The following is a 22,272-nucleotide window of genomic DNA, read 5'->3' as shown; positions in this document are numbered from 1 at the left end:
AAACGCGAACTCCGGTTCGCGTTTTTCGTTTCGGTTTCAGTATGTCTCGAAGATGCGCTGCAGGCCGGGCGCATCGCTCACGCCTCTCGCAAGCGCCAGTTGCAACAGCACGCGCGCCTTGTACGGATTGAGCGTGCCCGCGCTGACGGTGCCGAGCGCATCGTCGGGTGCGGCGCCGTTGCGCATCACATGACCCGAGCCAACGCGCGACGAACGCACCACCGCCACGCCTCGCCCAATGGCATCGGCGAAGGCTTGCGCGAGCGTCGAACTCATGGAGCCGTTGCCGGTACCCGCAAGCACGATGCCCTTCACGCCAGCGCCGACGAGCGCATCGACCGGAACGCGCGATACGCCCGCATAACTCGCGACGATTTCGACCATCGGCCAGTCTTGCGGCACGGTGAATTCGCTCGCGAGCGTGTGCGGCCGCACGACCGTGCGTTGAAACTCGACGCGTCCGTCCTGCACGAAACCGAGCGCGCCCGCTTCGGGCGAACGGAAGGCATCGACGGCATAGGTGCTCGTCTTCGTGACTTCGCGTGCGCTGTGGATCAAATTATTGAACGCGATCAGCACGCCCTGCCCCGCCGCCTGCCTCGAAGCGGCGACCGTGAGCGCGTTGAGCAGATTCAACGGACCATCGGCGGACAGCGCACTGGAGGGCCGCATCGCCGCGGTCAGGACGACCGGCTTCGCGCTCTTCACCGTCAGATGCAGCAAGTAAGCGGTCTCTTCGAGCGTGTCCGTGCCGTGCGTGACGACCACGCCATCGATATCGTCTTGCGCGAGCAGTGCATCGATCCGCCGCGAAAGCGTCGTCCACAGCGCGGGCGTCATGTCCTTGCTGTCGATGCTCGCAATCTGTTCCGCGTGAATGCGCGCGACCGAGCCGAGCGCGGGCACGGCTTCGAGCAGCTTGTCGACGCCGACCACGCCTGCTTTGTAACCCGCTGTCCTGGATGCATCGCCAGCTTGTCCGGCGATGGTGCCGCCCGTCGCGAGAACGGCGAGGCGCGGCAAGGTATCGAGAGAAGTGTTCATGCCGGCGATTGTAAATCAGCCGGGATGAACCTGAACTCGCTCAAGCCGCTTCGCGCAGTTGCGCCGCGATCTGCGCCTCGTCGAGTTGCGGCGCGAACATCTCGATCAGCCGGTAAGCGTAGGCCCGCAAGAACGCGCCCTTGCGCAAGCCGACGCGCGTCGTGCTCGCCTCGAACAGATGCTGCGTATCGAGCGCGACGAGTTCGCTGTCGCGCTTCGGGTCATACGCCATCGCCGCGACGATGCCGATACCCATGCCAAGCTCGACATACGTCTTGATCACGTCGGCATCGATGGCGGTGAGGACGATATCGGGAATGGCACCCGCGCTCGCGAAGGCCTGGTCGATATGCGAGCGTCCCGTGAAATCCTGATCGTAAGTAACGACCGGATACTCGGCGATCTGTTCCAGCGTGATGTTCTCGAGTCCGACGAGCGGATGGCCCTTCGGCACGACGACCGTGTGATGCCACGAGTAGCACGGGAAGGTGACGATGTCGGGATAGCGGTCGAGCGCTTCCGTCGAGATGCCGATATCCGCTTCGCCGTTGATGATCATCTGCGCGATCTGCTGCGGACTGCCCTGACGCAGCGCGAGATGCACCTTCGGGAACACTTCCGTGAACTGGCGGATCACCTTCGGCAGCGCGTAACGCGCTTGCGTGTGCGTCGTCGCCACGACGAGATGGCCGTTGTCCTGATCCGCGAACTGGCGCGCGACGCGGCGCAGGTTTTCAGCGTCGAGCAACATGCGCTCGATCAACTGATGCACCTGTTTGCCAGGCTCGGTAAGGCCGGTCAGACGCTTGCCGCGTCGGATGAAGATATCGACGCCGAGTTCGTCCTCGAGGTCCTTGATCTGCTTCGACACGCCAGACTGCGACGTATAGAGCACGTTCGCGACCTCGGTCAGATTCATGTTCTGACGCACTGCTTCGCGCACGAAGCGCAATTGCTGGAAGTTCATTTCAGCCTCTCTTTATGCCGTTGCTTTTGTTTGTTGTGCCCCGTTCGCATCGCCTGCCGGGAAGACGCGCAACGCGCGCGGCACGGCGGTCGCGCCGTCGCCTACGTCGAGTCGCAGCGTGCGCCACGACTCGCGGTCGAGTTCCGCTTCGAGAATGCGCCCCGAGTTGCCTTCGAGTTCCACGCGCACCGAGCCGCCGAGCGTCACCACGCGCCGCACGCCGACCACGATGCCGTCGCGATGCGTGCCATCGACGGGATAGATCGCCAGATCGTGCGGACGCACGTAGGCCAGCGCGCGGCCGCTGAAATGCGCGGGCACGGCAATGGCCTGCGTGGCGCCATCGGCGACGAAGCCGTTGGCATCGACATGACCTTGCAGGCGATTGGCCGCACCGAGGAACTCGTAGACGAACGAGGTCTGCGGATGGTCATACACGTCTTGCGGGCTGCCCACCTGCTCCACGCGCCCGTGATTCATCACGACGATGCGATCCGCCACTTCGAGCGCCTCTTCCTGGTCGTGCGTGACGAAGAGCGTCGAGATATGCAGATCGTCGTGCAGACGGCGCAGCCAGCTACGTAATTCCTTGCGCACCTTGGCGTCGAGCGCGCCGAAGGGTTCGTCGAGCAGCAGCACTTTAGGTTCGACGGCAAGCGCTCGCGCCAACGCGATACGTTGACGCTGACCGCCCGACAGTTCGGACGGAAAGCGCTCCGCGAGCCAGTCGAGTTGCACGAGCTTCAACAATTCATGCACCTTCTCGCGGATGACGGCCTCCGTTGGCCGCTCGCGGCGCGGCTTCACGCGCAAGCCGAAGGCGACGTTCTCGAACACGGTCATGTGGCGGAACAGCGCGTAATGCTGGAACACGAAGCCGACTTGCCGCTCACGCGCGCCCACTTCGGCAACGTCCTCGCCGTTGAGCACGACCTGACCGGCATCGGCATATTCGAGGCCGGCGATCACGCGCAAGAGCGTGGTCTTGCCGCAGCCGGAAGGTCCGAGCAGCGCGACGAGTTCGCCCGACGGAAAATCCAGCGTGACGTTGTCGAGCGCGGTGAAGGTGCCGAAGCGCTTCTGCAGATTGCGAACGATGATGCTCATGATTGATCCACGCCTTCCATTTATACGGTTGCCTTCACGTCGCTCAGCGTGGCCGTCATGCGGCGCTCCGCGAGCAGCTTCAGCCCGAGCGTGACGAGTGCGAGCAATGCAAGCAGCGACGCCACCGCGAAGGCGGCCGAGAAGTTGTATTCGTTGTAGAGAATCTCGACGTGCAGCGGCATGGTGTCGGTCTGGCCGCGAATGTGGCCCGAGACCACCGAGACCGCGCCGAACTCGCCCATCGCGCGCGCGTTACAGAGAATCACGCCGTAGAGCAGGCCCCACTTCACGTTGGGCAAGGTCACGCGCCGGAAGATCTGCCAGCCCGACGCGCCGAGCACGTGCGCGGCCTCTTCCTCGTCGTTGCCTTGCGCCTGCATCAACGGAATCAGTTCGCGCGCGACGAACGGGAACGTCACGAAGATGGTCGCGAGCACGATTCCCGGCACCGCGAAGATGATCTGCACATCGTGCGAAATCAGCCACGGTCCGAACCAGCCCTGCGCGCCGAACATGAGCACGTAGATGAGGCCGGAGATCACGGGCGACACCGAGAACGGCAAGTCGATGAGCGTCGTCAGAAGCGCCTTGCCGCGAAACTCGAACTTGGCGATGGCCCACGATGCCGCGAGCCCGAACACCACGTTGAGCGGCACGGCAATCGCGGCGGTCAAGAGCGTGAGCTTGATGGCCGACCACGCGTCCGGGTCCTTGAGCGAATCGAAGTAATAGTCGATGCCCTTCGCGAAGGCCTGCACGAACACGGCCACGAGCGGCACGACCAGAAACAGCGCGAGAAACACGAGCGCGATACCCGTGAGTATCCAGCGCACGGCGCGCGGTTCGGTGACGGGATTGAGCCGGTTGGTCTCACCGCGCGCGGCGGTGTTCACGGGAAGCGCCTTGCTGTTTGGCGTGCTCATGCGTGACCTCCGCCCGGAGTGCCGGCATGCAGCGAGGGCCCCGCAGCCACCACGGGCGCCGCGCCCGTCTTGCTCGTGCGGCGTTGCAGGAACCATTGCAGCGTGTTGATGAGAAGCAGCATGAGAAAGGACACGCACAGCATCACGACGGCGATGGCCGTCGCGCCGGCATAGTCGTACTGTTCGAGCTTGGTGATGATGAGCAGCGACGTGATCTCCGACTTCATTGGGACATTGCCCGCGATGAAGATGACCGAACCGTATTCGCCGAGCGCGCGCGCGAACGCAAGCGCGAAACCGGTCAGAAGCGCGGGAAAGAGCGCTGGCAACACGACGCGGCGAAACGTCAGCCAGCGCGTGGCGCCGAGACATGCGGCGGCTTCTTCCTGCTCGCGCTCGAAGTCTTCGAGCACCGGCTGCACCGTGCGCACGACGAACGGCAAGCCGATGAACGTCAGCGCCACGAGCACGCCGAGCGGCGTGAACGCCACCTTGATGCCGAGCGGCGCGAGATACTGCCCGATCCAGCCGTTGCTCGCGTACACGGCGGCAAGCGAAATGCCGGCAACGGAGGTCGGCAGCGCAAACGGCAGATCGACGATGGCATCGACGACACGCTTGAACGGGAACGTGTAGCGCACGAGCACCCATGCGACCAGGAAGCCGAAGATCGCGTTGATGACCGCCCCGCCGAGCGCCGCCGTGAACGTGAGTCGATACGACGCCAGCACACGCGGCCCGGTGACGGCGCGAACGAACTGCGCCCAGTCGAGCGTCGCGGTCTTGGCGAAGGTCGCCGCAAGCGGAATCAGCACCACGAGGCTCAGGTAAGCCACCGTGATGCCGATCGTCAGCCCGAAGCCGGGTAACGCACTCGGCTTTCGGAAAGTGAACGTTGTCATCTTTGCTTCATCCTTGATCGTCCTGCCTTCGCGCCGGGGGATAAGCGCACTGTCTTTTAGTCTCGTCATGCGCGGCCGTCTTTGCGGCCGCTTTCATTGCGACTCGAGCGCCTCGCGGCGCCCGGTCTCTTGCCTGCTTACTGCGGCTGATAGATCGAATCGAACACGCCGCCGTCCGCGAAGTGCGTCTTCTGCGCTTTGGTCCAGCCACCGAAGGTGTCGTCGATGGTGTAGAGCTTGAGCTTGGGGAACTGCTTGGTCAGCTCGGCGGGCACCTTGTCCGAACGCGGACGATAGAAATTGCGCGCCGCGATCTGCTGGCCTTCGTCGCTATACAGATACTTCAGATACGCTTCGGCCAGCTTGCGCGTGCCGTGCTTGTCGACGACCTTGTCCACCACCGCCACCGGCGGCTCGGCCAGAATGCTCACCGAAGGAACCACGATCTGAAACTTCTCCGGACCGAATTCCTTGAGTGACAGGAACGCCTCGTTTTCCCATGCGATCAGCACGTCGCCCTGACCGCGCTGCACGAAGCTGGTAGTCGCGCCGCGTGCGCCGGAATCGAGCACGCCTGCGTTCTTGTAGAGCTTGGTCACGAACTCCTTCGCGGTCTCTTCGTTGCCGCCGGGCTTGTGTTGCGCATACGCCCACGCCGCCAGATAGTTCCAGCGCGCGCCGCCCGAGGTCTTCGGGTTCGGCGTGACGATCGACACGCCCGGCTTGGTGAGATCGTCCCAGTCCTTGATGCCCTTCGGGTTGCCCTTGCGCACTAGAAACACAATGGTCGACGTGTACGGCGATGCATTGTCCGGCAGACGCTTCTGCCAGTCCGTCCCGACGATGCCCTTGGAGGCGAGCGCGTCGATGTCGTATGCAAGCGCAAGCGTCACGACGTCTGCCTGAAGCCCGTCTAGAACCGCGCGCGCTTGGCCGCCGGAACCGCCATGAGATTGCTTGAAGGTGACCGTTTCGCCGGTGTCCGCCGTCCACTTCTTCGCAAAGGCCTGGTTGAAGTCCTGATACAACTCGCGCGTCGGATCGTACGAGACGTTCAGAAACGACGTGTCCGCGTGCGCGGTGGCCGAGATTCCGAAACTGGCCGCCGTGATCGCCAGCGCGGCAAAGATTTGTTTCGCGCCGCCCTTCAATCCAGCCCTGATGCTATGCATTCCCCGTTCTCCGTCTTATCGAATTGACGGAATCAGTCTAAAGGCGAGCTTATATGATTAGAAATAATTGTTTCTCACTTTTTTAGATGCAAAAGTGCTAAAGCGAGGTTTTTCGCAGTCCGAGGGACGAATAGCGACTGTTTGAGCGCGCTGCAGCCTTGTCAGTAAAGGATCTGGCGATGAACTTCAAGTAAAGCTTGAAAAGCGCGAAATACTGTATAAAAATACAGTCATCTGTCCATCCATACAGTGCGCCGAGGCTCCAGCAAGTGACCAAACCCTCAAAACTTACCGCGCGACAGCAGCAAGTGTTCGAGCTCATCCAGCGAGCCATCGACCGCACGGGCTTTCCGCCCACGCGTGCCGAGATCGCTGCCGAGCTTGGCTTCAGCTCCGCGAACTCCGCCGAGGAACATCTGCGGGCACTGGCGCGCAAGGGCGTGATCGAACTCGCGGCGGGTTCGTCGCGTGGCATCCGCCTGTTGGGAGGCTCCGCGCGCATCGACCGTTCGGACGATCTTCCGCATCAGTTCACCTTGCCGCATCAGAGCATCATGCAGTTGTCGCTTCCGCTGGTCGGGCGCGTTGCGGCGGGCAGCCCCATCCTTGCGCAGGAGCATATTTCGCAACACTACGCGTGCGACCCTGCGTTCTTTTCGGGCAAGCCCGACTATTTGCTGAAGGTGCGCGGCTTGTCCATGCGCGACGCGGGCATTCTCGACGGCGACCTGCTTGCCGTACAGAAGCGCAATGAAGCGAAAGACGGGCAGATCGTGGTCGCGCGTATTGGCGACGACGTCACGGTGAAGCGCTGGAAGCGCCGGCCAGATGGCGTGGAATTGGTCGCGGAGAATCCCGACTACGAAAACATCTTCGTGCGCTCCGGCAGCGGCGACTTCGCGCTGGAAGGAATCGCGGTCGGGCTCATCCGCTCCGGCGAGTTCTAACGCACGACTCGGGCGCGCGGCGCGTCAACATCGCCGCCCGCTTCGCCTCCTCGCCCTCGCGCGACGCGGCACGTTTCGAAAATTACAAGCATGACGGCCACCGCTCGCGGCGTGCCGCGGTGCGTCCTATCGTCTGTCGTCTGTCGTCCGCCGTCTGGAGAGTCATCATGGAACGTTTCGCCCGTTTGCTGCCCTTTCGTCAGTTTGGCCGTCTGCGTCATTTGCGCTCGCTGATCTCATGCGCCGTGGCGCGACCTGAAGCGGCGCCCGATCTCTTCGACGAGATGCCCGCGTTGCCGTCGCGTCAACCCGCCTTCGCCCGTGTGTCGCTCAATAGCGCGGTGCATGCGGAATCGGAACAGCGCGCGCCGGTGCGGGTGTATCGCAGTGAGTCGCGGGTAATCATGGTCGGCAATATCGGCGAGGTGTCGCGCATGATCGACCGGTGTATCGACGAGGAACGCGCCGGCGTTAGCAGCGGCATCCTGGCCTGAGCGCGGTAGAGCGTTTGCCGAGTGAATTTGAGTTATGTGCAATGCAGGCAGTCCGCAATCTATCGGCTGCAAGGAATGAAGCTCGGGATATATCCGGCGTGAACATGGTCAATCGTTCTTTCATGTCACCCATGTCACGCCAGGGGTCGTTCCTTCGCATGTCCCGCACTACGCGTTATTTCGTCGCCGCGCTCGTCATTCTCTTCATCGTTGCAGGGTTAAGCCTTGTCTATGCGTCGCCCTATATCGCGCTGAACCGCGTCAAGCACGCGGCCGATGCACGCAATGCACAGACCGTCAACGAATACGTCGACTTCCCCGCACTGCGTGAAAGTCTCAAAGAGCAAGTCGGCGCACTGCTGACGCGGCGCGTCGATATCCAGAAGAGCGGCAATCCGCTCGCGATCATCGGTGCAATGATCGGCGCGGCGCTCGTAGGGCCGCTGGTGGATTCCTACGCTACGCCCGAAGGCGTCGCCGCGATTTTGAATGGCATTCCGCCGCGGGGAGATCCAGGCGAGCATCCACCGGATGTCGTGCCACCGGTTCGAGACGGTCAGGCGGCGGCGAGTTCACCGCCGTCGGAAGCGGCATCGGGCATTGCTGCGACTCAAGAACCGCCGCGACAACCACCGCAGACCACGGCCGGATATCGCAGCTTCGATACGTTCGTGGTGACCTACCAGCACGGTGCCGGCGATGCGCGGTACTCAGCGATCTTTCATCGGTACGGGTTGATAACGTGGAAGCTGGTCGCGGTTGATTTGAACGGGTGAGTTCGTTGTTGGACAACCATTAAAGTGCCGGTAAGCGCTTCATGGATTTCTTGCGGCGTTAAGCGTGCGCTGCCGTCATTCAAGGCTAAGGCAACTGGCGCTGATAGCGCAAAACAGCACTGGCCCGACGCAGGCCAGCCTCATCGCGCAAACCTATCCTCAAACACTTACTTCGGCCCGGTCCGGCTTCGCCGCATAAGCCGCCTCATCTTCCGCTTCGGCCGACTCACCTGCCTGACAAACCGCAACCAATATGCTGCATGACACGCGATCGAGCAGCGGTGTGTTGCCCGCGCCCATCCACCAGCGCGCGAGACCGCTGCGGCATCGATGGCCGACCACGACCAGATCGACCTTAAGACTTTCCGCCAGCGTGGCGATTTCATCGATCGGATGCCCGAATGCGAAATGGCCCTGCGCCTGCAAGCCGCGTTCGCGCAGCCACTCCACGCCTTCTTGCAGGATATCGCGTGCGGCATCCTCGAACCGTCCGCATGCCATGTCGGTCAGAAGACCGGCGCTTTGCGCAATGCTCGAACGCATATCCACCACCGCCAGCACGTGCGTCTCCGCGTTCAAGGCAAGCGCGAGATTCGCGCCCTGACGCAACGCCTTGCGGCCCTCTCTGGAGCCGTCGTAGCACAACAGGATTTTTCGATAGCCTGACATCATGATCTCCCTGCCGCGTAGCCGATGGTGTCGGCAAATCGAGTGCGGCGCATCTTCATCATGGTAGGTCGCCTCATGCGTGGCAACGATGGAAAACGCTTACATGGCAACAAGCGCTAGCGCACACCGTGCCAGAGGCCTGAGCGCCTTGCCAGACAAGCGCGCGGCGCCATTTGCCAAAACAACAGGAAGACGCGATGCACGCTTCGATCACAGGAACGATGCATGCGCTTGCATGCAAAGCGCCGCGCTGGTGCATTGGATTACACTAGCCGGCTGAGTTTTCTCCTCGCAGGACCGCCGCATGACCGACATAAATCACCGAGCTGGCGCGAACTCGAACGCGGCGCCAGCGATCGAATTCAGCGAAGTCAGAAAACATTACGGCGAGCGAAGTGTCGTCGATGGCTTGTCGTTCGACGTTCAGCCTGGCGAATGTTTCGGCCTGCTTGGCCCGAACGGCGCGGGCAAGACGACGACGCTCAAGATGCTGCTCGGCATTACATCGCCCGACAGCGGCACGATCCGTCTCGTCGGCGAACCCGTGCCAGCGCGCGCACGCTTCGCGCGGCAACGCGTGGGCGTCGTGCCGCAATTCGACAACCTCGATCCCGACTTCACCGTGCGCGAAAACCTGCTCGTCTTCGGCCGCTATTTCGGCTTGACAGGTGCGCGCATGGAAGCCATCGTGCCTTCGTTGCTCGAATTCGCGCGCCTCGAAAGCAAGGCCCAAGCGCGCGTCGGCGAACTGTCGGGCGGCATGCGGCGGCGGTTGACGCTGGCGCGCGCCCTCGTCAACGATCCCGACGTGCTCGTGATGGACGAACCCACCACCGGTCTCGATCCGCAAGCGCGCCATCTGATCTGGGAACGCCTGCGCTCGTTGCTTTCGCGCGGTAAAACCATTCTGCTCACGACGCACTTCATGGAAGAGGCCGAACGCCTGTGCGACCGGCTTTGCGTGATCGAGGAAGGCCGCAAGCTCGCGGAAGGAAGGCCGCGCGAGTTGATCGAATCGGTGATCGGTTCGGACGTCATCGAAATCTTCGGACCCGATCCACAGGCGCTGGCCGCCGAACTGGAACCGTTCGTCGCGCGCACGGAGATCAGCGGCGAAACGCTTTTCTGCTATGTCGACGACCCGCAGCCCGTGCATGCGCGCGTGAAGGGCCGGACGGACGTGCGCTATCTGCATCGTCCGGCGAATCTCGAAGATGTTTTTCTGCGCCTGACCGGGCGCGAGATGGTGGACTAATCAAGCGATGGACACTTTCGATCGATCAGGCGCAAGCATCGAGAAAACACGCCTGCGAGCCAAACACGCCGATACGCTCTCGCCCATGAGCAACGCGCTTCCCGCCAACGCGAGCAACTGGATGTCGGTATGGCGGCGCAATTATCTGGTGTGGAAGAAGCTCGCCATTGCATCGATGATCGGCAATCTCGCCGATCCGATGATCTATCTCTTCGGGCTAGGCCTCGGTCTCGGCTTGATGGTCGGCCATGTCGACGGCGTGTCGTACATCGCGTTTCTGGCGGCGGGCACGGTGGCGTCGAGCGTGATGATGTCCGCGAGTTTCGAGGCCATGTATTCCGGTTTCTCGCGCATGCACGTGCAGCGTACGTGGGAAGCGATCATGCATACGCCGCTCACGCTCGGCGACATCGTGCTCGGCGAAGTGATCTGGTCCGCGAGCAAATCGGTCTTGTCGGGCGTGGCGATCATGCTGGTGGCGGGCGCGCTTGGCTATGCGAGTTTTCCGTCGATGCTGCTCGCGCTGCCCATCATCGTGCTTACGGGACTCGCATTCGCGAGCACGGCGATGATCGTCACAGCCATTGCGCCGAGCTACGACTTCTTCATGTTCTATCAGACGCTCGCGCTCACGCCCATGCTCTTGCTCTCCGGCGTGTTCTTTCCGGTCGCGCAATTGCCTGCTTTTGCGCAGCATGTGACGCAGGCGCTGCCGCTTTATCACGCGGTCGAGTTGATCCGCGCCGCCATGCTCGGCCGGCCCGTGCACGGACTCGCGTTGCATCTCGCGGTACTCGCGGCGTATTCGGTTGTGCCGTTCTTCCTGTGCGCGTGGCTGTTTCGCCGCCGCATGATGAAATAAAGGGCGATGAATCATCGCCCTTTATCCCGACAGACAACCACGGATTTACTTCACGCCGAACTCTTTGTGGCCGCCGAAGCCGAAGCGCATTGCCGAAAGCATGCGCTCGGGGAAGGCTTCGGCATCGCGCGACCGGAAGCGCGTATAAAGCGCCGCTGACAACACTTGCGCCGGCACCGCTTCCTCGATGGCCGCTTCGATCGTCCAGCGCCCTTCGCCGCTATCGGCCACTTCGGTCGAGTAGCGTTCGAGCGAACCATCGCCCGCAAGCGCGCCCGCGGTCAGATCGAGCAGCCACGACGACACCACGCTGCCGCGCCGCCAGACTTCCGCGACGTCGGCCAGATCGAGCGTGTAGCGCTCGTTTTCCGGCAACTCGGTCGACTCCTTGTGCTTCAGAATATGGAAGCCCTCGGCATACGCCTGCATCAATCCGTACTCGATGCCGTTGTGCACCATCTTCACGAAATGTCCCGAACCGACCGGTCCGCAATGCATGTAGCCGTTCTCGACACGCGCATCGCGTCCGTCGCGGCCGGGCGTCAAGGGAATGTCGCCGCGTCCCGGCGCAAGGGTCGCGAGAATCGGATCGATACGGTTCACCACCGCGTCATCGCCGCCGATCATCATGCAGTAGCCGCGCTCCAAGCCCCAGATGCCGCCTGACGTGCCGACATCGACGTAATGCAGGCCCTGCGCTTTCAGCTCGGCGGCGCGGCGGATATCGTCCTTGTAGAAGCTGTTGCCGCCGTCGATGATCACGTCGTCCGGGCTCAGAATCTGCCGGAGATCGTTGAGCGTGTCCTCCGTGATCTTGCCGGCGGGCAGCATGAGCCAGACGACGCGCGGCGTGGCAAGTTTTGCGACCAGATCGCCGAGATCCTTCGCGCCGGTCGCGCCTTCGCTCGCGAGTGCGTCGGTTGCTTGCGGACTGTGATCGTAGACGACGCATTGATGCCCGTCGCGCATCAGGCGGCGTCCGATGTTGCCGCCCATGCGCCCCAGTCCCACGATGCCAATCTGCATGTCCGTTACTCCTTGCCGTTGTGTTTGACGCGTTCGATCTGCTTTTTCGCTTCCTCGTAGACGCGTTCCGGCGTAAAGCCGAATTTGGCCTGAAGCGCCTTCAACGGTGCGGACGCACCGAACGTATGCATGGCGAGCACGGTGCCGAGCCGGCCGACGTAGCGGTCCCAGCCGAGCGTGCCGGCCTGTTCGACCGCAACGCGAGCATTCACCGCATTCGGCAACACCGATTCCTTGTAGGCTTCGTCCTGTTTCTCGAAGAGGTCCCACGAAGGCATCGATACGACGCGCGCCGCGATGCCTTCGGCCTTCAGCTTCTCGTAGACGCCCACGCACAGCGCGACTTCGCTGCCGGTGGCAAGCAACAGCACTTCGGGCGTCTTGCCGCCTTCGGTGTCGGCAAGCACGTAAGCGCCGCGCCGCACGCCTTCAGCCGACGCGTATTTCTTGCGATCGAAGGTCGGCAGCGGCTGACGCGTCAGCACGATGCACGACGGCTCCTTGTGATACGACAGCGCGACGCGCCATGCTTCGCCGACTTCATTGGCATCGGCGGGACGCAGCGTGGTGAGGCCCGGCACGCCGCGCAACGAAGCGAGTTGTTCGATCGGCTGGTGCGTCGGTCCGTCCTCGCCCACGCCGATGGAATCGTGCGTGAACACGTAGACCACCGGCAGTTCCATGATCGCGGAGAGGCGGATCGGCGGCTTCATGTAGTCGCTGAAAATCAGGAACGTCGACGCATACGGCCGCATGTTGGACAGCGCGAGTCCATTGGCAACCGAGCCCATGCCGTGCTCGCGAATGCCGAAGTGCAGATTGCGGCCGTCGTAGCTCGTTGCCTCGAAACTGCCCGCGCCGTCGAACTTCAGATTGGTTTTCGTCGATGGCGACAAGTCCGCCGCGCCGCCGATCAGCCAGGGAATGGACTGCGCGATGGCGTTCAGCACCTTGCCCGACGACTCGCGCGTGGCGATTCCCTTTTCGTCCGGCTCGAAGGTCGGAATGCTCTTTTCCCAGCCTTCCGGCAGCTTCGCTTCGAGCATCAGCGTGAGTTGCTTCGCGAGATCCGGGTAGTCCTTGCCGTAGGAATCGAACTGCTTCTTCCAGGCTTCGTGCGCCGCCTTGCCGCGCGCGCCCATGCCATCGGCGAAATGTTGCACCACGCCGTCGGGCACGAGGAACTGCGCGTCTTCCGGCCAGCCGTACGCGCGCTTCGCAGCCTTGATCTCATCGGCGCCGAGCGGTTCGCCGTGCGCGGCCGCCGTGTCCTGCTTGTTCGGCGCGCCCCAGCCGATGATGCTCTTCACCACGATCAGGGTCGGCTTGTCGGTGGTCGCCTTCGCCTTGTTGATGGCCGCTTCGAGCGCGGCGGCGTCGTTGGCGTCGTCGACGTGCAGCGTGTTCCAGTTGTAGCCGTGAAAGCGCGCTTCGACGTCGTCGCTATACGCGAGGTCGGTGTGTCCTTCGATCGTGATGCGATTGCTGTCGTAGATCCAGATGAGGTTCGACAGCTTTAGGTGCCCCGCGATCGATGCCGCTTCGTGCGAGATTCCTTCCATCATGTCGCCGTCGCCGCAAAGCGCGTAGACACGGTAATCGAATAGCGGCGAATCGCTTTTGTTGAAGTGCGCTTCTTTCCAGCGCGCGGCCATCGCCATGCCGACGCTGTTGCCGAGACCCTGACCGAGCGGTCCGGTCGTGGTTTCGACACCGGTCGTCATGCGGTATTCCGGGTGGCCCGGCGTCTTGCTGTCGAGCTGACGAAAATTCTTGATATCGTCGATCGAGATGGCCGGCTTGCCGGTTGGCTTGCCGAACTCGTCGACTTCCTTCACGCCGGACAGATGCAGCAGCGAATAGAGCAGCATCGACGCGTGCCCGACCGACAGCACGAAGCGGTCGCGATTCGGCCAGAGCGGCGCGTCGGGATCGTAGCGAAGATGGTTCTGCCACAGGTGAAACGCGACTGGCGCGAGCGCCATCGGCGTGCCGGGGTGACCCGAATTGGCTTTCTGCACGGCGTCCATCGACAGCGTGCGGATGGTATTGATCGTGAGCGTGTCAAGATCGGCGGAAGACTTCGGCGTTGCTTGAGACATGAGCGACGACTCCTTTGCTAAGGGCGCGCTGTGGCTGAGGGCGCCGCAGCGGGCAACCAGGACCATCGAGCAAGTGTAGTGCCTTACAGCCGGCACTGCATCGCAAGTGACACGTGGGGCGCGCCGTCGCCCTTATCTGGCGGTGATTCCGGGGCGCGGACAAGCGGCGGCGTTACGGCAGGATACGGACGCAATGCATCCTTGAAGCTTTGCAAAAGTAAGGCAAGGGCTAAGTAAGCGAAGCGCGCATCGCCGATATTGCGTGCGCGCGAACGGTCAATCGTGACACATCCGCGCGCAGGCCATCAGGTTTCGCGCCAAGGCCTTGTTCGCAAACGGTTTAAGGCGCGGCAAAGGCGTGACCGGAAGGACGGTTCAAGGCGCCGGGTTAGGCTGACGTTCATGAAGCGCTTCGATCTCGGCGATGATTTCGTCGGAAAGTTCGACGTTCACGCTGTCGATGTTTTCCTTCAGCTGTGCCATCGACGTCGCACCGATCAGCGTGCTCGTCGTGAACGGACGGCTGTTGACGAACGCCAGCGACAACTGCGCGGGCGTCAAACCGTGGCGCTTCGCCAGTTCGACATAGGAAGTGACGGCAGCGATTGCCTGCGGCTTGCTGTAACGCTGAAAGCGCTCGAATAGCGTGATGCGCGCGCCGGCCGGGCGCGCACCGCCTTCGTATTTGCCCGAAAGCCAGCCGAAGGCCATCGGCGAATAAGCAAGCAGGCCCACGCCTTCCTTGTGCGTGAATTCGGAGAGCCCGAGTTCGTACACGCGGTTCACGAGACTGTACGGATTCTGAATGCTGACGACGCGCGGCAAGCCCGCCTTTTCCGACGCGCGCAAGAATTGCGCGACGCCCCACGGCGTTTCGTTGGACAGCCCGATATGACGAATCTTGCCGGCCTTGACGAGTTTGCCGAGCGCGGCGAGCGTTTCCTCGATCGGCACCGTGTATTCATCGTCGATATACGGATAGTTCGGGCGGCCGAAGGTCATCGTGCTGCGGTCGGGCCAATGCAGCTGATACAAATCGATGTAATCCGTTTGCAGGCGCGCGAGGCTGCTGTCGACGGCTTCGACGATATTCTTGCGGTCGAACTGGTTGCCCGCGCCGCGGATGTGCCGCGGATTGTGCGGCTGGCGCGCGGGCCCGGCGATCTTGGTGGCAAGCACGATATCGGCGCGCTTGCCGCCGTTCCTCGCGAGCCACGTACCGATGTACTCCTCGGTGCGGCCTTGCGTTTCAGGGCGCGGCGGGACCGGATACATTTCGGCGGCATCGATCAGATTCACGCCTTGAGCGAGCGCGTAGTCGATCTGTTCATGCGCCTCGCTCTCGGTGTTCTGCTCGCCCCAGGTCATGGTGCCAAGCCCGATCAGACTCACGTCGACACCCGAATCTCCCAGCTTCCGATACTTCATTGCGTTCCCTCTTGTTGCCATTGTGTTGGCGTTGCGTTGGCGTCCTGTCGGCCTTTCGTCGGCGATGCAGTCGAACGGCGGGCCGCAACCGCAAAAATTACCATAGCCGTGCGAGATCTGCTGTCGTGGCTAAAATAGCGGGCCGCGTCACGGCTTTGCAGCGCATCCGAACCTACCCATTTTGCACAAGGAAGTCTCAGCCGATGCCCTTTCCCGCTGCTCAAACTGACAACGAACGCGCGCAGCGAGGCTCATCGCTCATCATTACGCTGGTCGCGGCCACGTTTTTCATGGAGAACCTCGACGGCACGATCATCGCGACCGCGCTGCCGCAGATGGCGCATTCGTTCAACGTGCATCCGGCCGAGATGAGTCTCGGCATCACCGCGTATCTGCTGACGCTCGCGGTGTTCATCCCGATTTCCGGCTGGGCCGCCGACCGCTTCGGTTTGCGCACGGTGTTCGGCAGCGCGATCGCCGTTTTCACGGCCGCTTCCGTGCTGTGCGCGACGACTTCGACCCTGCCCGCGTTCGCGGCGGCGCGCGTCTTGCAGGGCATCGGCGGCGCGATGATGGTGCCGGTCGGACGCCTGGCCGTGCTGCGCGCCACGCCGAAGAACGACCTCATGCGCGCCATCGCCATCATCACCTGGCCGGGGCTCGTCGCGCCGGTGATCGGACCGCCGCTCGGCGGCTTCATCACTACGTATTCGTCGTGGCGCTGGATCTTCTATCTCAATGTGCCGCTCGGCATCATCGGTTTCTTGCTCACGCTGCGCTTCATCGACAACGTGCGCGCGGATGCGAAGCGCCGCTTCGACCTCGTCGGCTTCGCGCTGTGCGGAATCGCCTGCACGACGCTGCTCTATGCGATGGAGTTGATCGGCCGCAACGAGACGTCGTGGCGCTACGCCGGCGTGCTCGTGATCGTCGGCGTGGTGGCGAGCGTCGCGTCGTGGTGGCATTTGCGGCGCGCGGCGCATCCGGTCGTCGATCTGTCGGCGCTCAAGGTAAGGACCTTTGCCGTGGCGATGGGCGGCGGGTCGCTGTTTCGCATCGCCATCAGCGCGGCGCCGTTTTTACTACCGCTGATGTTTCAGGTCGGCTTCGGGCTGAACGCCTTCGAATCCGGCCTGCTCACGCTCGCGGTGTTCGCGGGCAATCTTTCGATGAAGCTCATCACCACGCCCGTAATGCGGCGCTTCGGCTTCCGGCCGGTGCTGATCGTCAACGGCGTGATCGCCGCGCTTTCGCTTGCCGTGATGAGCTTGCTCACGGCATCGACGCCGACGTTCGTGATCGTCGCCGTGCTGTTCGCGAGCGGCTTGTCGCGCTCCTTGCAGTTCACGGCGCTCAATACGCTGAGTTTCGCGGATGTGCCGAAATCGCAGATGAGCGCGGCATCGGCGTTATCGAGCACGCTCTTTCAGATGACAATGGGCGTAGGCGTCGCGGTCGGCGCCATTGCCCTGCGCTTTGCCGAATGGCTGCATGGGCACGACGCGCAGTCCATCGCGACGGAAGATTTCAGCGTGGCATTTTTGATCGTCGGGCTGGTGGGATTGATCGGCGTCGTGGATCTGTTCAGCCTCAAGCGCGATGCGGGAGCGCTCGTGTCGGGGCATAAGGGGAAGGTTTGACGGATTCGTCCTGTGTTGGGTTCGGAGCGACGCCGTCGAGATCAAGGCCGCGTTTTTTGCGGTGATCTCCTGAGCGACCTTTGCCTGGCCTCAAGTTTCGCTCCGACGCGCCGTAATCCGCGTTATGAACACGCACAGTCTCGACTCCATCGCCGCTCTCAGCGAAGCCGTAGCCGTCATCCGTCACGCGCGCGGGCTGAAGAATCCGAACGACCTGCCCACCGGCACGCCTGAATGGAAAGCCGCGAGCGATGCCTTCGCCGACGACTTCGTGCGCGCACTCGACGGCGAACCGAGCGTGCGCGCCTGGTGGTGTTTCTGATCCTCCGATCGTCGATGCAAGCCGATGCGTTGAACGCCGTTTCCCGCGCGAACCCGGCAATTCCTACGAGTCTCATTCCCGAAATTCCGGTTTCCCGAGTCAAGTCTTCCTAAATCGCTCAACGTTTGCGCCTGGCTATCAAGACCACCGGCCCCTACGCCGAAAACTTGCATATCACCATGATCCTTTCGGGAGCCGCCTGTGAAGTGGGCCGTTTCTTTTCTATCTATCGTCGTTGTCAGTTTCTTGACCGGCTGCGCGCCGCTGCCGGCCGCTAATCCGGTCGCGCAGACCGATAAGCCGCCGGTCGCCACGGGCATCATCAGTTTCGAGATTCCCGCCGATGCCCTCGGCGCCCGCGATGCGCAACTCAGCGCAATTCTCACCAAAGCCGGCTCGCTTGCAGCCGCGCAGAAGCAGCCGACCACCATTCTCGTCACCGCGCTCGCGCAGGATTTGCCCTATATCAATCAGGCGATCTGGAAAGGCGTGCCGGCGAAACGCACCGTCCGGCTGAGCCTCGAGAACCGCACCGCCGGCGCGCGCGAGCCGTACAGCGTGTCGATCAAACCAACGCAAGGAGGCTGACATCATGCGACGCACTCTCTTGGTCATCGGCGGCTTGCTGGTTTTTGCGACCGCATCCGCCGGTCCGCTCGATGTCAGCGCGCCCGGCGTACAAACCTTGGCCGCGCTCATGCCCGGCTCGCCGCGTGTGTATCCGCCGCTGCCGACGCTCGCCATGCTGCCGCCTTCGACCGGCGACGACGAACTTCCCGCCAAGCCATCCGCGAAAAAGAGCAGAAAGGCGCGCCCGGTCGCGGATTGCCGATGCGACGGTCCCGAACCGCGTCTCGTGGTATCGGGCGAATCGCGCAGTTATATGAAAGACATCGAACAGCGGCTGGACGCCGCGTTGATCCGCTGAACGCCAGATGGGCGGACAACAAACGCCTATCGACCGCTTCGTATAAGACCAACACGGGAGCCACGATTCATGTTTCCACCAGCGATAGCCGCCACGCGGCTTGCCCTCGCCGCCTGCGCGGCGCTCGGATTGTCGCTTGCATCCGGCGCTGTGCACGCCGATGACTGTTTCGAACTGGCGGGCGCGTATCAGGGCGTCAATCCGCTCGTGCTGCGCGCGGTTGCCTGGCGCGAGTCGAAAGGCGACGCCAGCGCAGTCAACCGCAACGCCAACGGTTCCATCGATGTCGGCCAGTTGCAGATCAATTCGATTCATTTTCCCGACCTGGCGCGCCAGGGCATTCCGCATCGCGCGCTCGCCGATCCGTGCGTAAACGTGTTCGTCGCGGCGTGGCTGCTCAAGCAAAAGATGGTCAAGTACGGCAACACGTGGCGCGCGATTGGCGCTTATCACTCGGAATCGCCGAAACATCGCGATGCCTATGCACGAAGCATCCAAAGCATTCTCGTGAGCTGGGGCGAATTGCAGCCGGCGATGCCCTAAGCTTCGGCATCGACGATTCAGCGCCTTCGCGCCTTCGCGCCTTAGCGCCTTAGCGTTTGAGCCAGTCGAGCCAGCCAAGCGCGATCGCCGCGTTGACGATCACACCGGCCGTGGCCGCGATTGCCGCGATCATCGTCCAAAAGGCCGAACGGCGCGATGCCTGCGCGGATTCGCGGGCGAGTTGCGCGGCGTCGTTGGCCGAATTGACGGATGCGAACATCGCGCGAAACTGCTCGTCCTGATGCGCGACCTCCTTGCCGTGCAACCACGCGCGTTTGGATGCGGCTTCGGGGTCGCTCGTGGCGGCTTCGTCGAGATCGGCGCGGACGGACGCTTCGCCCGCGGCGTCGTAGCGGCGAAAGCGTGCTTCGCGGGTGCTGCCGTGGTCTTCTTCGGGTGGATGGCTCATGTGACGCTGATTTTGATCGTGGCTTCGAGAACAGTCGATTCTGCCAGCAGTCCGAGGCGCGTCGTGTCCCGGTTCGCAGGCAGCACGACATGACCGCGCAACCACGCGCGGCCGTCGATCACCGCACCGGCTTCAAAGCTGACTCATCCCGCCATCGATCACTAGTTCAGAGCCCACGATGAACCCCGCCTCCGCCGACGCCAGCAGCAGCACCGTCGCCGCCACTTCGCTCGACTTGCCGAAGCGCCCGAGCGGAATCTGGCTTTGCAGTTGCGCGGCGGCTTCATCGGCGAGGCCGAGCTTGTCGTGCAAAGGCGTCGCGATGGGACCGGGGCTCACCACGTTCACACGCACGCCGCGCGGCAGCAATTCCGCCGAGAGCGTCTTCGCAAGCGAGATGAGCGCTGCCTTGCTCGCGGCATAGATCGACGAAGCGGGCATGCCGATATGCGCGTTGATCGAACCGTTCAGCACGATGGATGCGCCTTCGTTCAGTAGCGGCACGAGCGCCTGAATCTGAAAATACGGACCCTTCACGTTGATCGCGAAGGTTTCGTCCCACGCTTTCTCGTCGATGTCGACGAACGGAGCGAACGTGGCGACGCCCGCATTGACGAACACAGCGTCGAGCCGGATGTGCGCGTCGCCGAGATGCCGCGCGAGTTCCTGCGCGGCGGCGATGGTGCCCGTGACGTTGCGTATGGCGACGGCGTTAGCGCCGAGCGTCTCGCGCGCCTTGGCGAGAGAGACTTCGTCGCGACCCGTGATGACGACGCGCGCGCCTTCCGCGGCGAATGCCTGCGCCGCCGCCAGACCAATGCCGCTGTTGCCGCCCGTAACCAGAACTGTCTTGCCTTCGAAGCGATTCATGACGTTCTCCTTTGAACGTTGATCAGTGTGAAGGCAGTATGGCGGGCTTTGCGAGCAATGCCGTACGGGTAAATCGAGGAAAACGTGCGGAATTGTCGAACGAGTTTAGCGGCGCACGGCTGCGAACCGTGCGTATTGCCAATGCTAGCCTCAGCGATCGTTGCTCATGCCTTTTAGCTGATCGTTGCCGGCGTCGCGCGCGGCATCGGCGGTAGCAAAGTTCTCTTCCGATACGAGCGCGCGTCTCACTTCGCGCGCTTCGAAATCGACTAGCACGAGTACCCAGACGAATCCGCCCGCTTACTCGGCCGTCTGCACGAACGCGCGGACGTTGCCTTCTTTTGACGATGTCATCCTGACCTCCTCCTTGGTGGAACCACGACACGCGCGGTGACGACGAACGTCGCTTAGGCTTCGAAATCCAGACCGCCAAGCAGCACGGAAGTCTCGGCCTGCGAGCGCGTGACCATATCGACATCGCGTGCGCCTTGCCAGGCCGCGAACTTGATGTCGAGTGCGTCCAGATAGCGCATAAAGCGCGCCTCCCCGTGAGGATGCATGAGACGCTCGATCTCCTCGTCGTCCCACGTGAGAAAGATGTTGAGCGGCAACGGATAAGCACGCGCGCGCTCGTCGTCCGCATGCGGTGGAGTTTGAGCGCTGAGGTGCAATTTGGCAGGCTGGTGCGGATATTCGCCGGGAACGATATCGACGCGCACGCCGTGAAGCAGCGCCGCCACTCGCTCGGCGATACGCGGCATGAATTCGCTTTCGAAGCGAAGCGCCTGCTCCCGGTTCAACGCCCTTCTCCGTGTGCTTTCAATGCGTGCGGCGCGCCGTCAGACTGGCGGCAAATCCTCGAGCGATTTTTCGATCTGCCCGTCTTGCACGCGCGCTTCGATGCCGATATGGCCGTTCGCGTAGGGCAGCGAGCTGACTTTCGGACCGAGAAAAGTGCGACCGCCGAGGGTAAAGAGCGTGCGGACCTCCTTGCCGCTCTTGATGGCGTCCACGACCTCCTGCACTTCCACGATGGTGGTGGGCGCGGCCCAGTCGTTGGTCGCGGAATCGAAGCTGCCCCAGCGCACGTTGGTCACGCGATCGTTGACCCAGCGCACGCCGTCTATCGCCAAGGTAGTCATGGCTGCCTCCGTTGCCGTGTTCGGAATGGTGGTTTGATGATGCTAGCACGGGGGAGGTGTGGGGGTTGGCGGAAACCAATGCCGTCAGTGGAGGCATGTAATGCAGTTGATGCGCCTACACCAAAGAGTAAACCCCGCTTTGGCGGGGTCGGTGTTGCGTAGCCTTTGTTAGCAGTTACCGGCTTGCATGCACTGTTGAATGTGCATGCTTCGCTGATAGTTGTCCATCATCATCCCTTGTGCCGTCGTTCCGCTCGACAACGAAGCGTCTCTAGCGCGGTTGAAGTCGTTTGCGCTTTCAGCCATGGATGGCGCTCTCGAATAGATTCTCGGACTGCACCCAGAACCCGCAGGGACAGACAGCACCACTGTTTGTCCTGCGTCCGTCAAGTACATGCATCCAGTGGCCATCCCATAAGGCGTTCGGATCGGCCCAGTTCGGACCAGATCAGCCGAAGCAGCCCATGCCGTTGATGATGCGGCAGCAATTGAAAAAAATGTTATTAGCGAGCGCCTCATTACCCCTCCGTGAAAAAGGAGCAACCCTGAAGCGGATTCGACCTACCGTCCATACGACAATTCTGAACCGACTCAGTAGGCTGGCAGCTCAGCTGCTGCATCGCCGGACCTATCCGTAATTCTGTGGGCGAGGCATATTATGAGAGGTGAGGTAAAAGTCATGGATATGCCGATGAAGAAGAAACGCACCGTCGCTTCTCAGGCAGCGGCCCGAGGGCCGCTGCC

At 62.5% G+C, this 22,272-nt stretch carries 25 protein-coding genes; 10 read left to right on the top strand and 15 right to left on the bottom strand.

Features of this window, described 5'->3' with window-relative positions:
- Positions 1–36: 36 nt before the first annotated feature.
- The 6 genes from NCR98_RS06730 to NCR98_RS06705 all read right to left on the bottom strand — a co-directional run bounded on the left by NCR98_RS06730 (position 37) and on the right by NCR98_RS06705 (position 6,115).
- The gene (locus tag NCR98_RS06730; RefSeq protein ID WP_250525826.1) at positions 37–1,044 is read right to left on the bottom strand and encodes an asparaginase; all 1,008 of its coding nucleotides are present in this window, start codon (positions 1,042–1,044) and stop codon (positions 37–39) included.
- Positions 1,045–1,084: 40 nt separating this feature from the next.
- The gene (locus NCR98_RS06725) at positions 1,085–2,011 is read right to left on the bottom strand and encodes a CysB family HTH-type transcriptional regulator (RefSeq protein ID WP_244825235.1); all 927 of its coding nucleotides are present in this window, start codon (positions 2,009–2,011) and stop codon (positions 1,085–1,087) included.
- Between the two features lie 12 nt (positions 2,012–2,023).
- Positions 2,024–3,118 carry a sulfate/molybdate ABC transporter ATP-binding protein gene (locus tag NCR98_RS06720; protein WP_244825237.1) on the bottom strand — a complete coding sequence of 365 codons (1,095 nt, stop codon included), beginning with the start codon at positions 3,116–3,118 and terminating at the stop codon, positions 2,024–2,026.
- A 20-nt stretch (positions 3,119–3,138) separates the two neighbouring features.
- Positions 3,139–4,041 carry a sulfate ABC transporter permease subunit CysW gene (cysW, locus tag NCR98_RS06715; RefSeq protein WP_244825238.1) on the bottom strand — a complete coding sequence of 301 codons (903 nt, stop codon included), beginning with the start codon at positions 4,039–4,041 and terminating at the stop codon, positions 3,139–3,141.
- Positions 4,038–4,943 (bottom strand): sulfate ABC transporter permease subunit CysT, encoded by a 906-nt coding sequence (cysT, locus tag NCR98_RS06710; RefSeq protein WP_244825239.1) that lies wholly within the window; start codon positions 4,941–4,943, stop codon positions 4,038–4,040. The genes cysW and cysT overlap by 4 nt, the downstream gene beginning before the upstream one ends.
- Before the next feature lie 137 nt (positions 4,944–5,080).
- Positions 5,081–6,115: a sulfate ABC transporter substrate-binding protein gene (locus NCR98_RS06705; RefSeq protein ID WP_250525825.1), complete on the bottom strand. Its 1,035-nt coding sequence runs from the start codon at positions 6,113–6,115 to the stop codon at positions 5,081–5,083.
- Positions 6,116–6,384: 269 nt separating this feature from the next.
- On the opposite strand from NCR98_RS06705, the gene lexA reads away from it, so the two are divergent.
- The 3 genes from lexA (at position 6,385) to NCR98_RS06690 (ending at position 8,332) form a co-directional block, all read left to right on the top strand.
- The gene (gene lexA, locus NCR98_RS06700) at positions 6,385–7,062 is read left to right on the top strand and encodes a transcriptional repressor LexA (protein WP_250464764.1); all 678 of its coding nucleotides are present in this window, start codon (positions 6,385–6,387) and stop codon (positions 7,060–7,062) included.
- Between the two features lie 167 nt (positions 7,063–7,229).
- Complete coding sequence (locus tag NCR98_RS06695) at positions 7,230–7,556, top strand: hypothetical protein (RefSeq protein ID WP_244825242.1); 327 nt, start codon at positions 7,230–7,232, stop codon at positions 7,554–7,556.
- A gap of 158 nt (positions 7,557–7,714) precedes the next feature.
- Entirely contained in the window at positions 7,715–8,332 is a 618-nt protein-coding gene (locus tag NCR98_RS06690; protein WP_250525866.1) for a DUF2939 domain-containing protein, read from the top strand.
- Between the two features lie 159 nt (positions 8,333–8,491).
- Here the strand turns inward: NCR98_RS06690 and NCR98_RS06685 are convergent, their stop codons facing one another.
- Positions 8,492–9,001, bottom strand: a complete 510-nt coding sequence (locus NCR98_RS06685; RefSeq protein WP_250464890.1) for a universal stress protein — start codon at positions 8,999–9,001, stop codon at positions 8,492–8,494.
- Positions 9,002–9,305: 304 nt separating this feature from the next.
- Between NCR98_RS06685 and nodI the strand changes: the two genes are divergently transcribed.
- Together nodI and NCR98_RS06675 are read left to right on the top strand one after the other, a co-directional pair.
- Positions 9,306–10,256, top strand: a complete 951-nt coding sequence (gene nodI, locus NCR98_RS06680; RefSeq protein ID WP_250525824.1) for a nodulation factor ABC transporter ATP-binding protein NodI — start codon at positions 9,306–9,308, stop codon at positions 10,254–10,256.
- Positions 10,257–10,341: 85 nt separating this feature from the next.
- The gene (locus tag NCR98_RS06675; protein ID WP_250464888.1) at positions 10,342–11,118 is read left to right on the top strand and encodes an ABC transporter permease; all 777 of its coding nucleotides are present in this window, start codon (positions 10,342–10,344) and stop codon (positions 11,116–11,118) included.
- A 45-nt stretch (positions 11,119–11,163) separates the two neighbouring features.
- Here the strand turns inward: NCR98_RS06675 and gnd are convergent, their stop codons facing one another.
- The 3 genes from gnd to NCR98_RS06660 form a co-directional block, all read right to left on the bottom strand.
- A complete protein-coding gene (gene gnd, locus NCR98_RS06670) occupies positions 11,164–12,144 on the bottom strand; it encodes a phosphogluconate dehydrogenase (NAD(+)-dependent, decarboxylating) (protein WP_250464758.1) in 981 nt (326 codons plus the stop codon).
- Positions 12,145–12,149: 5 nt separating this feature from the next.
- A complete protein-coding gene (gene tkt / locus NCR98_RS06665; RefSeq protein WP_244825247.1) occupies positions 12,150–14,246 on the bottom strand; it encodes a transketolase in 2,097 nt (698 codons plus the stop codon).
- A gap of 375 nt (positions 14,247–14,621) precedes the next feature.
- Positions 14,622–15,674 carry an NADP(H)-dependent aldo-keto reductase gene (locus tag NCR98_RS06660; RefSeq protein ID WP_250525823.1) on the bottom strand — a complete coding sequence of 351 codons (1,053 nt, stop codon included), beginning with the start codon at positions 15,672–15,674 and terminating at the stop codon, positions 14,622–14,624.
- Positions 15,675–15,877: 203 nt separating this feature from the next.
- Between NCR98_RS06660 and NCR98_RS06655 the strand changes: the two genes are divergently transcribed.
- The 5 genes from NCR98_RS06655 (at position 15,878) to NCR98_RS06635 (ending at position 19,107) form a co-directional block, all read left to right on the top strand.
- Positions 15,878–17,314 carry a DHA2 family efflux MFS transporter permease subunit gene (locus NCR98_RS06655; protein ID WP_250525822.1) on the top strand — a complete coding sequence of 479 codons (1,437 nt, stop codon included), beginning with the start codon at positions 15,878–15,880 and terminating at the stop codon, positions 17,312–17,314.
- 124 nt (positions 17,315–17,438) lie between these two features.
- Positions 17,439–17,636 (top strand): hypothetical protein, encoded by a 198-nt coding sequence (locus NCR98_RS06650; RefSeq protein WP_244825252.1) that lies wholly within the window; start codon positions 17,439–17,441, stop codon positions 17,634–17,636.
- A gap of 201 nt (positions 17,637–17,837) precedes the next feature.
- Positions 17,838–18,224: a hypothetical protein gene (locus NCR98_RS06645; RefSeq protein ID WP_250492343.1), complete on the top strand. Its 387-nt coding sequence runs from the start codon at positions 17,838–17,840 to the stop codon at positions 18,222–18,224.
- A 4-nt stretch (positions 18,225–18,228) separates the two neighbouring features.
- Positions 18,229–18,564, top strand: a complete 336-nt coding sequence (locus NCR98_RS06640) for a hypothetical protein (RefSeq protein ID WP_250492342.1) — start codon at positions 18,229–18,231, stop codon at positions 18,562–18,564.
- Between the two features lie 69 nt (positions 18,565–18,633).
- A complete protein-coding gene (locus tag NCR98_RS06635) occupies positions 18,634–19,107 on the top strand; it encodes a lytic transglycosylase domain-containing protein (protein ID WP_250525821.1) in 474 nt (157 codons plus the stop codon).
- A 49-nt stretch (positions 19,108–19,156) separates the two neighbouring features.
- On the opposite strand, the gene NCR98_RS06630 is transcribed toward NCR98_RS06635, so the two are convergent.
- From NCR98_RS06630 to NCR98_RS06610, 5 genes are all read right to left on the bottom strand, one after another.
- The gene (locus tag NCR98_RS06630; protein WP_244825260.1) at positions 19,157–19,516 is read right to left on the bottom strand and encodes a hypothetical protein; all 360 of its coding nucleotides are present in this window, start codon (positions 19,514–19,516) and stop codon (positions 19,157–19,159) included.
- A gap of 132 nt (positions 19,517–19,648) precedes the next feature.
- Positions 19,649–20,386 carry an SDR family oxidoreductase gene (locus NCR98_RS06625; RefSeq protein WP_244825261.1) on the bottom strand — a complete coding sequence of 246 codons (738 nt, stop codon included), beginning with the start codon at positions 20,384–20,386 and terminating at the stop codon, positions 19,649–19,651.
- A 150-nt stretch (positions 20,387–20,536) separates the two neighbouring features.
- A complete protein-coding gene (locus NCR98_RS33655) occupies positions 20,537–20,662 on the bottom strand; it encodes a hypothetical protein (protein ID WP_502799724.1) in 126 nt (41 codons plus the stop codon).
- 131 nt (positions 20,663–20,793) lie between these two features.
- The gene (locus NCR98_RS06615) at positions 20,794–21,186 is read right to left on the bottom strand and encodes a DUF5594 family protein (protein WP_250525820.1); all 393 of its coding nucleotides are present in this window, start codon (positions 21,184–21,186) and stop codon (positions 20,794–20,796) included.
- Between the two features lie 39 nt (positions 21,187–21,225).
- Positions 21,226–21,528, bottom strand: coding sequence for a hypothetical protein (locus NCR98_RS06610; RefSeq protein WP_244825265.1), 303 nt, complete (start codon positions 21,526–21,528; stop codon positions 21,226–21,228).
- Positions 21,529–22,272 lie beyond the last annotated feature (744 nt).

The sequence above is a fragment of the Caballeronia sp. GAWG2-1 genome (assembly GCF_023631405.1).
Classification (GTDB): Bacteria; Pseudomonadota; Gammaproteobacteria; order Burkholderiales; family Burkholderiaceae; genus Caballeronia.
This window is presented reverse-complemented; position numbering and strand designations above follow the sequence as displayed.

Excerpts from the sequence above, each read along its gene's own strand:
- NCR98_RS06635 (WP_250525821.1), top strand. The coding sequence starts at position 18,634 with ATGTTTCCACCAGCGATAGCCGCCACGCGGCTTGCCCTCGCCGCCTGC.
- tkt (WP_244825247.1), bottom strand. The coding sequence starts at position 14,246 with ATGTCTCAAGCAACGCCGAAGTCTTCCGCCGATCTTGACACGCTCACG.
- NCR98_RS06625 (WP_244825261.1), bottom strand. The coding sequence starts at position 20,386 with ATGAATCGCTTCGAAGGCAAGACAGTTCTGGTTACGGGCGGCAACAGC.
- NCR98_RS06660 (WP_250525823.1), bottom strand. The coding sequence starts at position 15,674 with ATGAAGTATCGGAAGCTGGGAGATTCGGGTGTCGACGTGAGTCTGATC.
- cysT (WP_244825239.1), bottom strand. The coding sequence starts at position 4,943 with ATGACAACGTTCACTTTCCGAAAGCCGAGTGCGTTACCCGGCTTCGGG.
- NCR98_RS06630 (WP_244825260.1), bottom strand. The coding sequence starts at position 19,516 with ATGAGCCATCCACCCGAAGAAGACCACGGCAGCACCCGCGAAGCACGC.
- NCR98_RS06650 (WP_244825252.1), top strand. The coding sequence starts at position 17,439 with ATGAACACGCACAGTCTCGACTCCATCGCCGCTCTCAGCGAAGCCGTA.
- NCR98_RS06610 (WP_244825265.1), bottom strand. The coding sequence starts at position 21,528 with ATGACTACCTTGGCGATAGACGGCGTGCGCTGGGTCAACGATCGCGTG.
- NCR98_RS06690 (WP_250525866.1), top strand. The coding sequence starts at position 7,715 with ATGTCCCGCACTACGCGTTATTTCGTCGCCGCGCTCGTCATTCTCTTC.
- NCR98_RS06685 (WP_250464890.1), bottom strand. The coding sequence starts at position 9,001 with ATGTCAGGCTATCGAAAAATCCTGTTGTGCTACGACGGCTCCAGAGAG.
- NCR98_RS06705 (WP_250525825.1), bottom strand. The coding sequence starts at position 6,115 with ATGCATAGCATCAGGGCTGGATTGAAGGGCGGCGCGAAACAAATCTTT.
- NCR98_RS06640 (WP_250492342.1), top strand. The coding sequence starts at position 18,229 with ATGCGACGCACTCTCTTGGTCATCGGCGGCTTGCTGGTTTTTGCGACC.
- NCR98_RS06720 (WP_244825237.1), bottom strand. The coding sequence starts at position 3,118 with ATGAGCATCATCGTTCGCAATCTGCAGAAGCGCTTCGGCACCTTCACC.
- nodI (WP_250525824.1), top strand. The coding sequence starts at position 9,306 with ATGACCGACATAAATCACCGAGCTGGCGCGAACTCGAACGCGGCGCCA.
- NCR98_RS06675 (WP_250464888.1), top strand. The coding sequence starts at position 10,342 with ATGAGCAACGCGCTTCCCGCCAACGCGAGCAACTGGATGTCGGTATGG.
- NCR98_RS06725 (WP_244825235.1), bottom strand. The coding sequence starts at position 2,011 with ATGAACTTCCAGCAATTGCGCTTCGTGCGCGAAGCAGTGCGTCAGAAC.
- gnd (WP_250464758.1), bottom strand. The coding sequence starts at position 12,144 with ATGCAGATTGGCATCGTGGGACTGGGGCGCATGGGCGGCAACATCGGA.
- NCR98_RS06730 (WP_250525826.1), bottom strand. The coding sequence starts at position 1,044 with ATGAACACTTCTCTCGATACCTTGCCGCGCCTCGCCGTTCTCGCGACG.
- NCR98_RS06695 (WP_244825242.1), top strand. The coding sequence starts at position 7,230 with ATGGAACGTTTCGCCCGTTTGCTGCCCTTTCGTCAGTTTGGCCGTCTG.
- NCR98_RS06655 (WP_250525822.1), top strand. The coding sequence starts at position 15,878 with ATGCCCTTTCCCGCTGCTCAAACTGACAACGAACGCGCGCAGCGAGGC.
- cysW (WP_244825238.1), bottom strand. The coding sequence starts at position 4,041 with ATGAGCACGCCAAACAGCAAGGCGCTTCCCGTGAACACCGCCGCGCGC.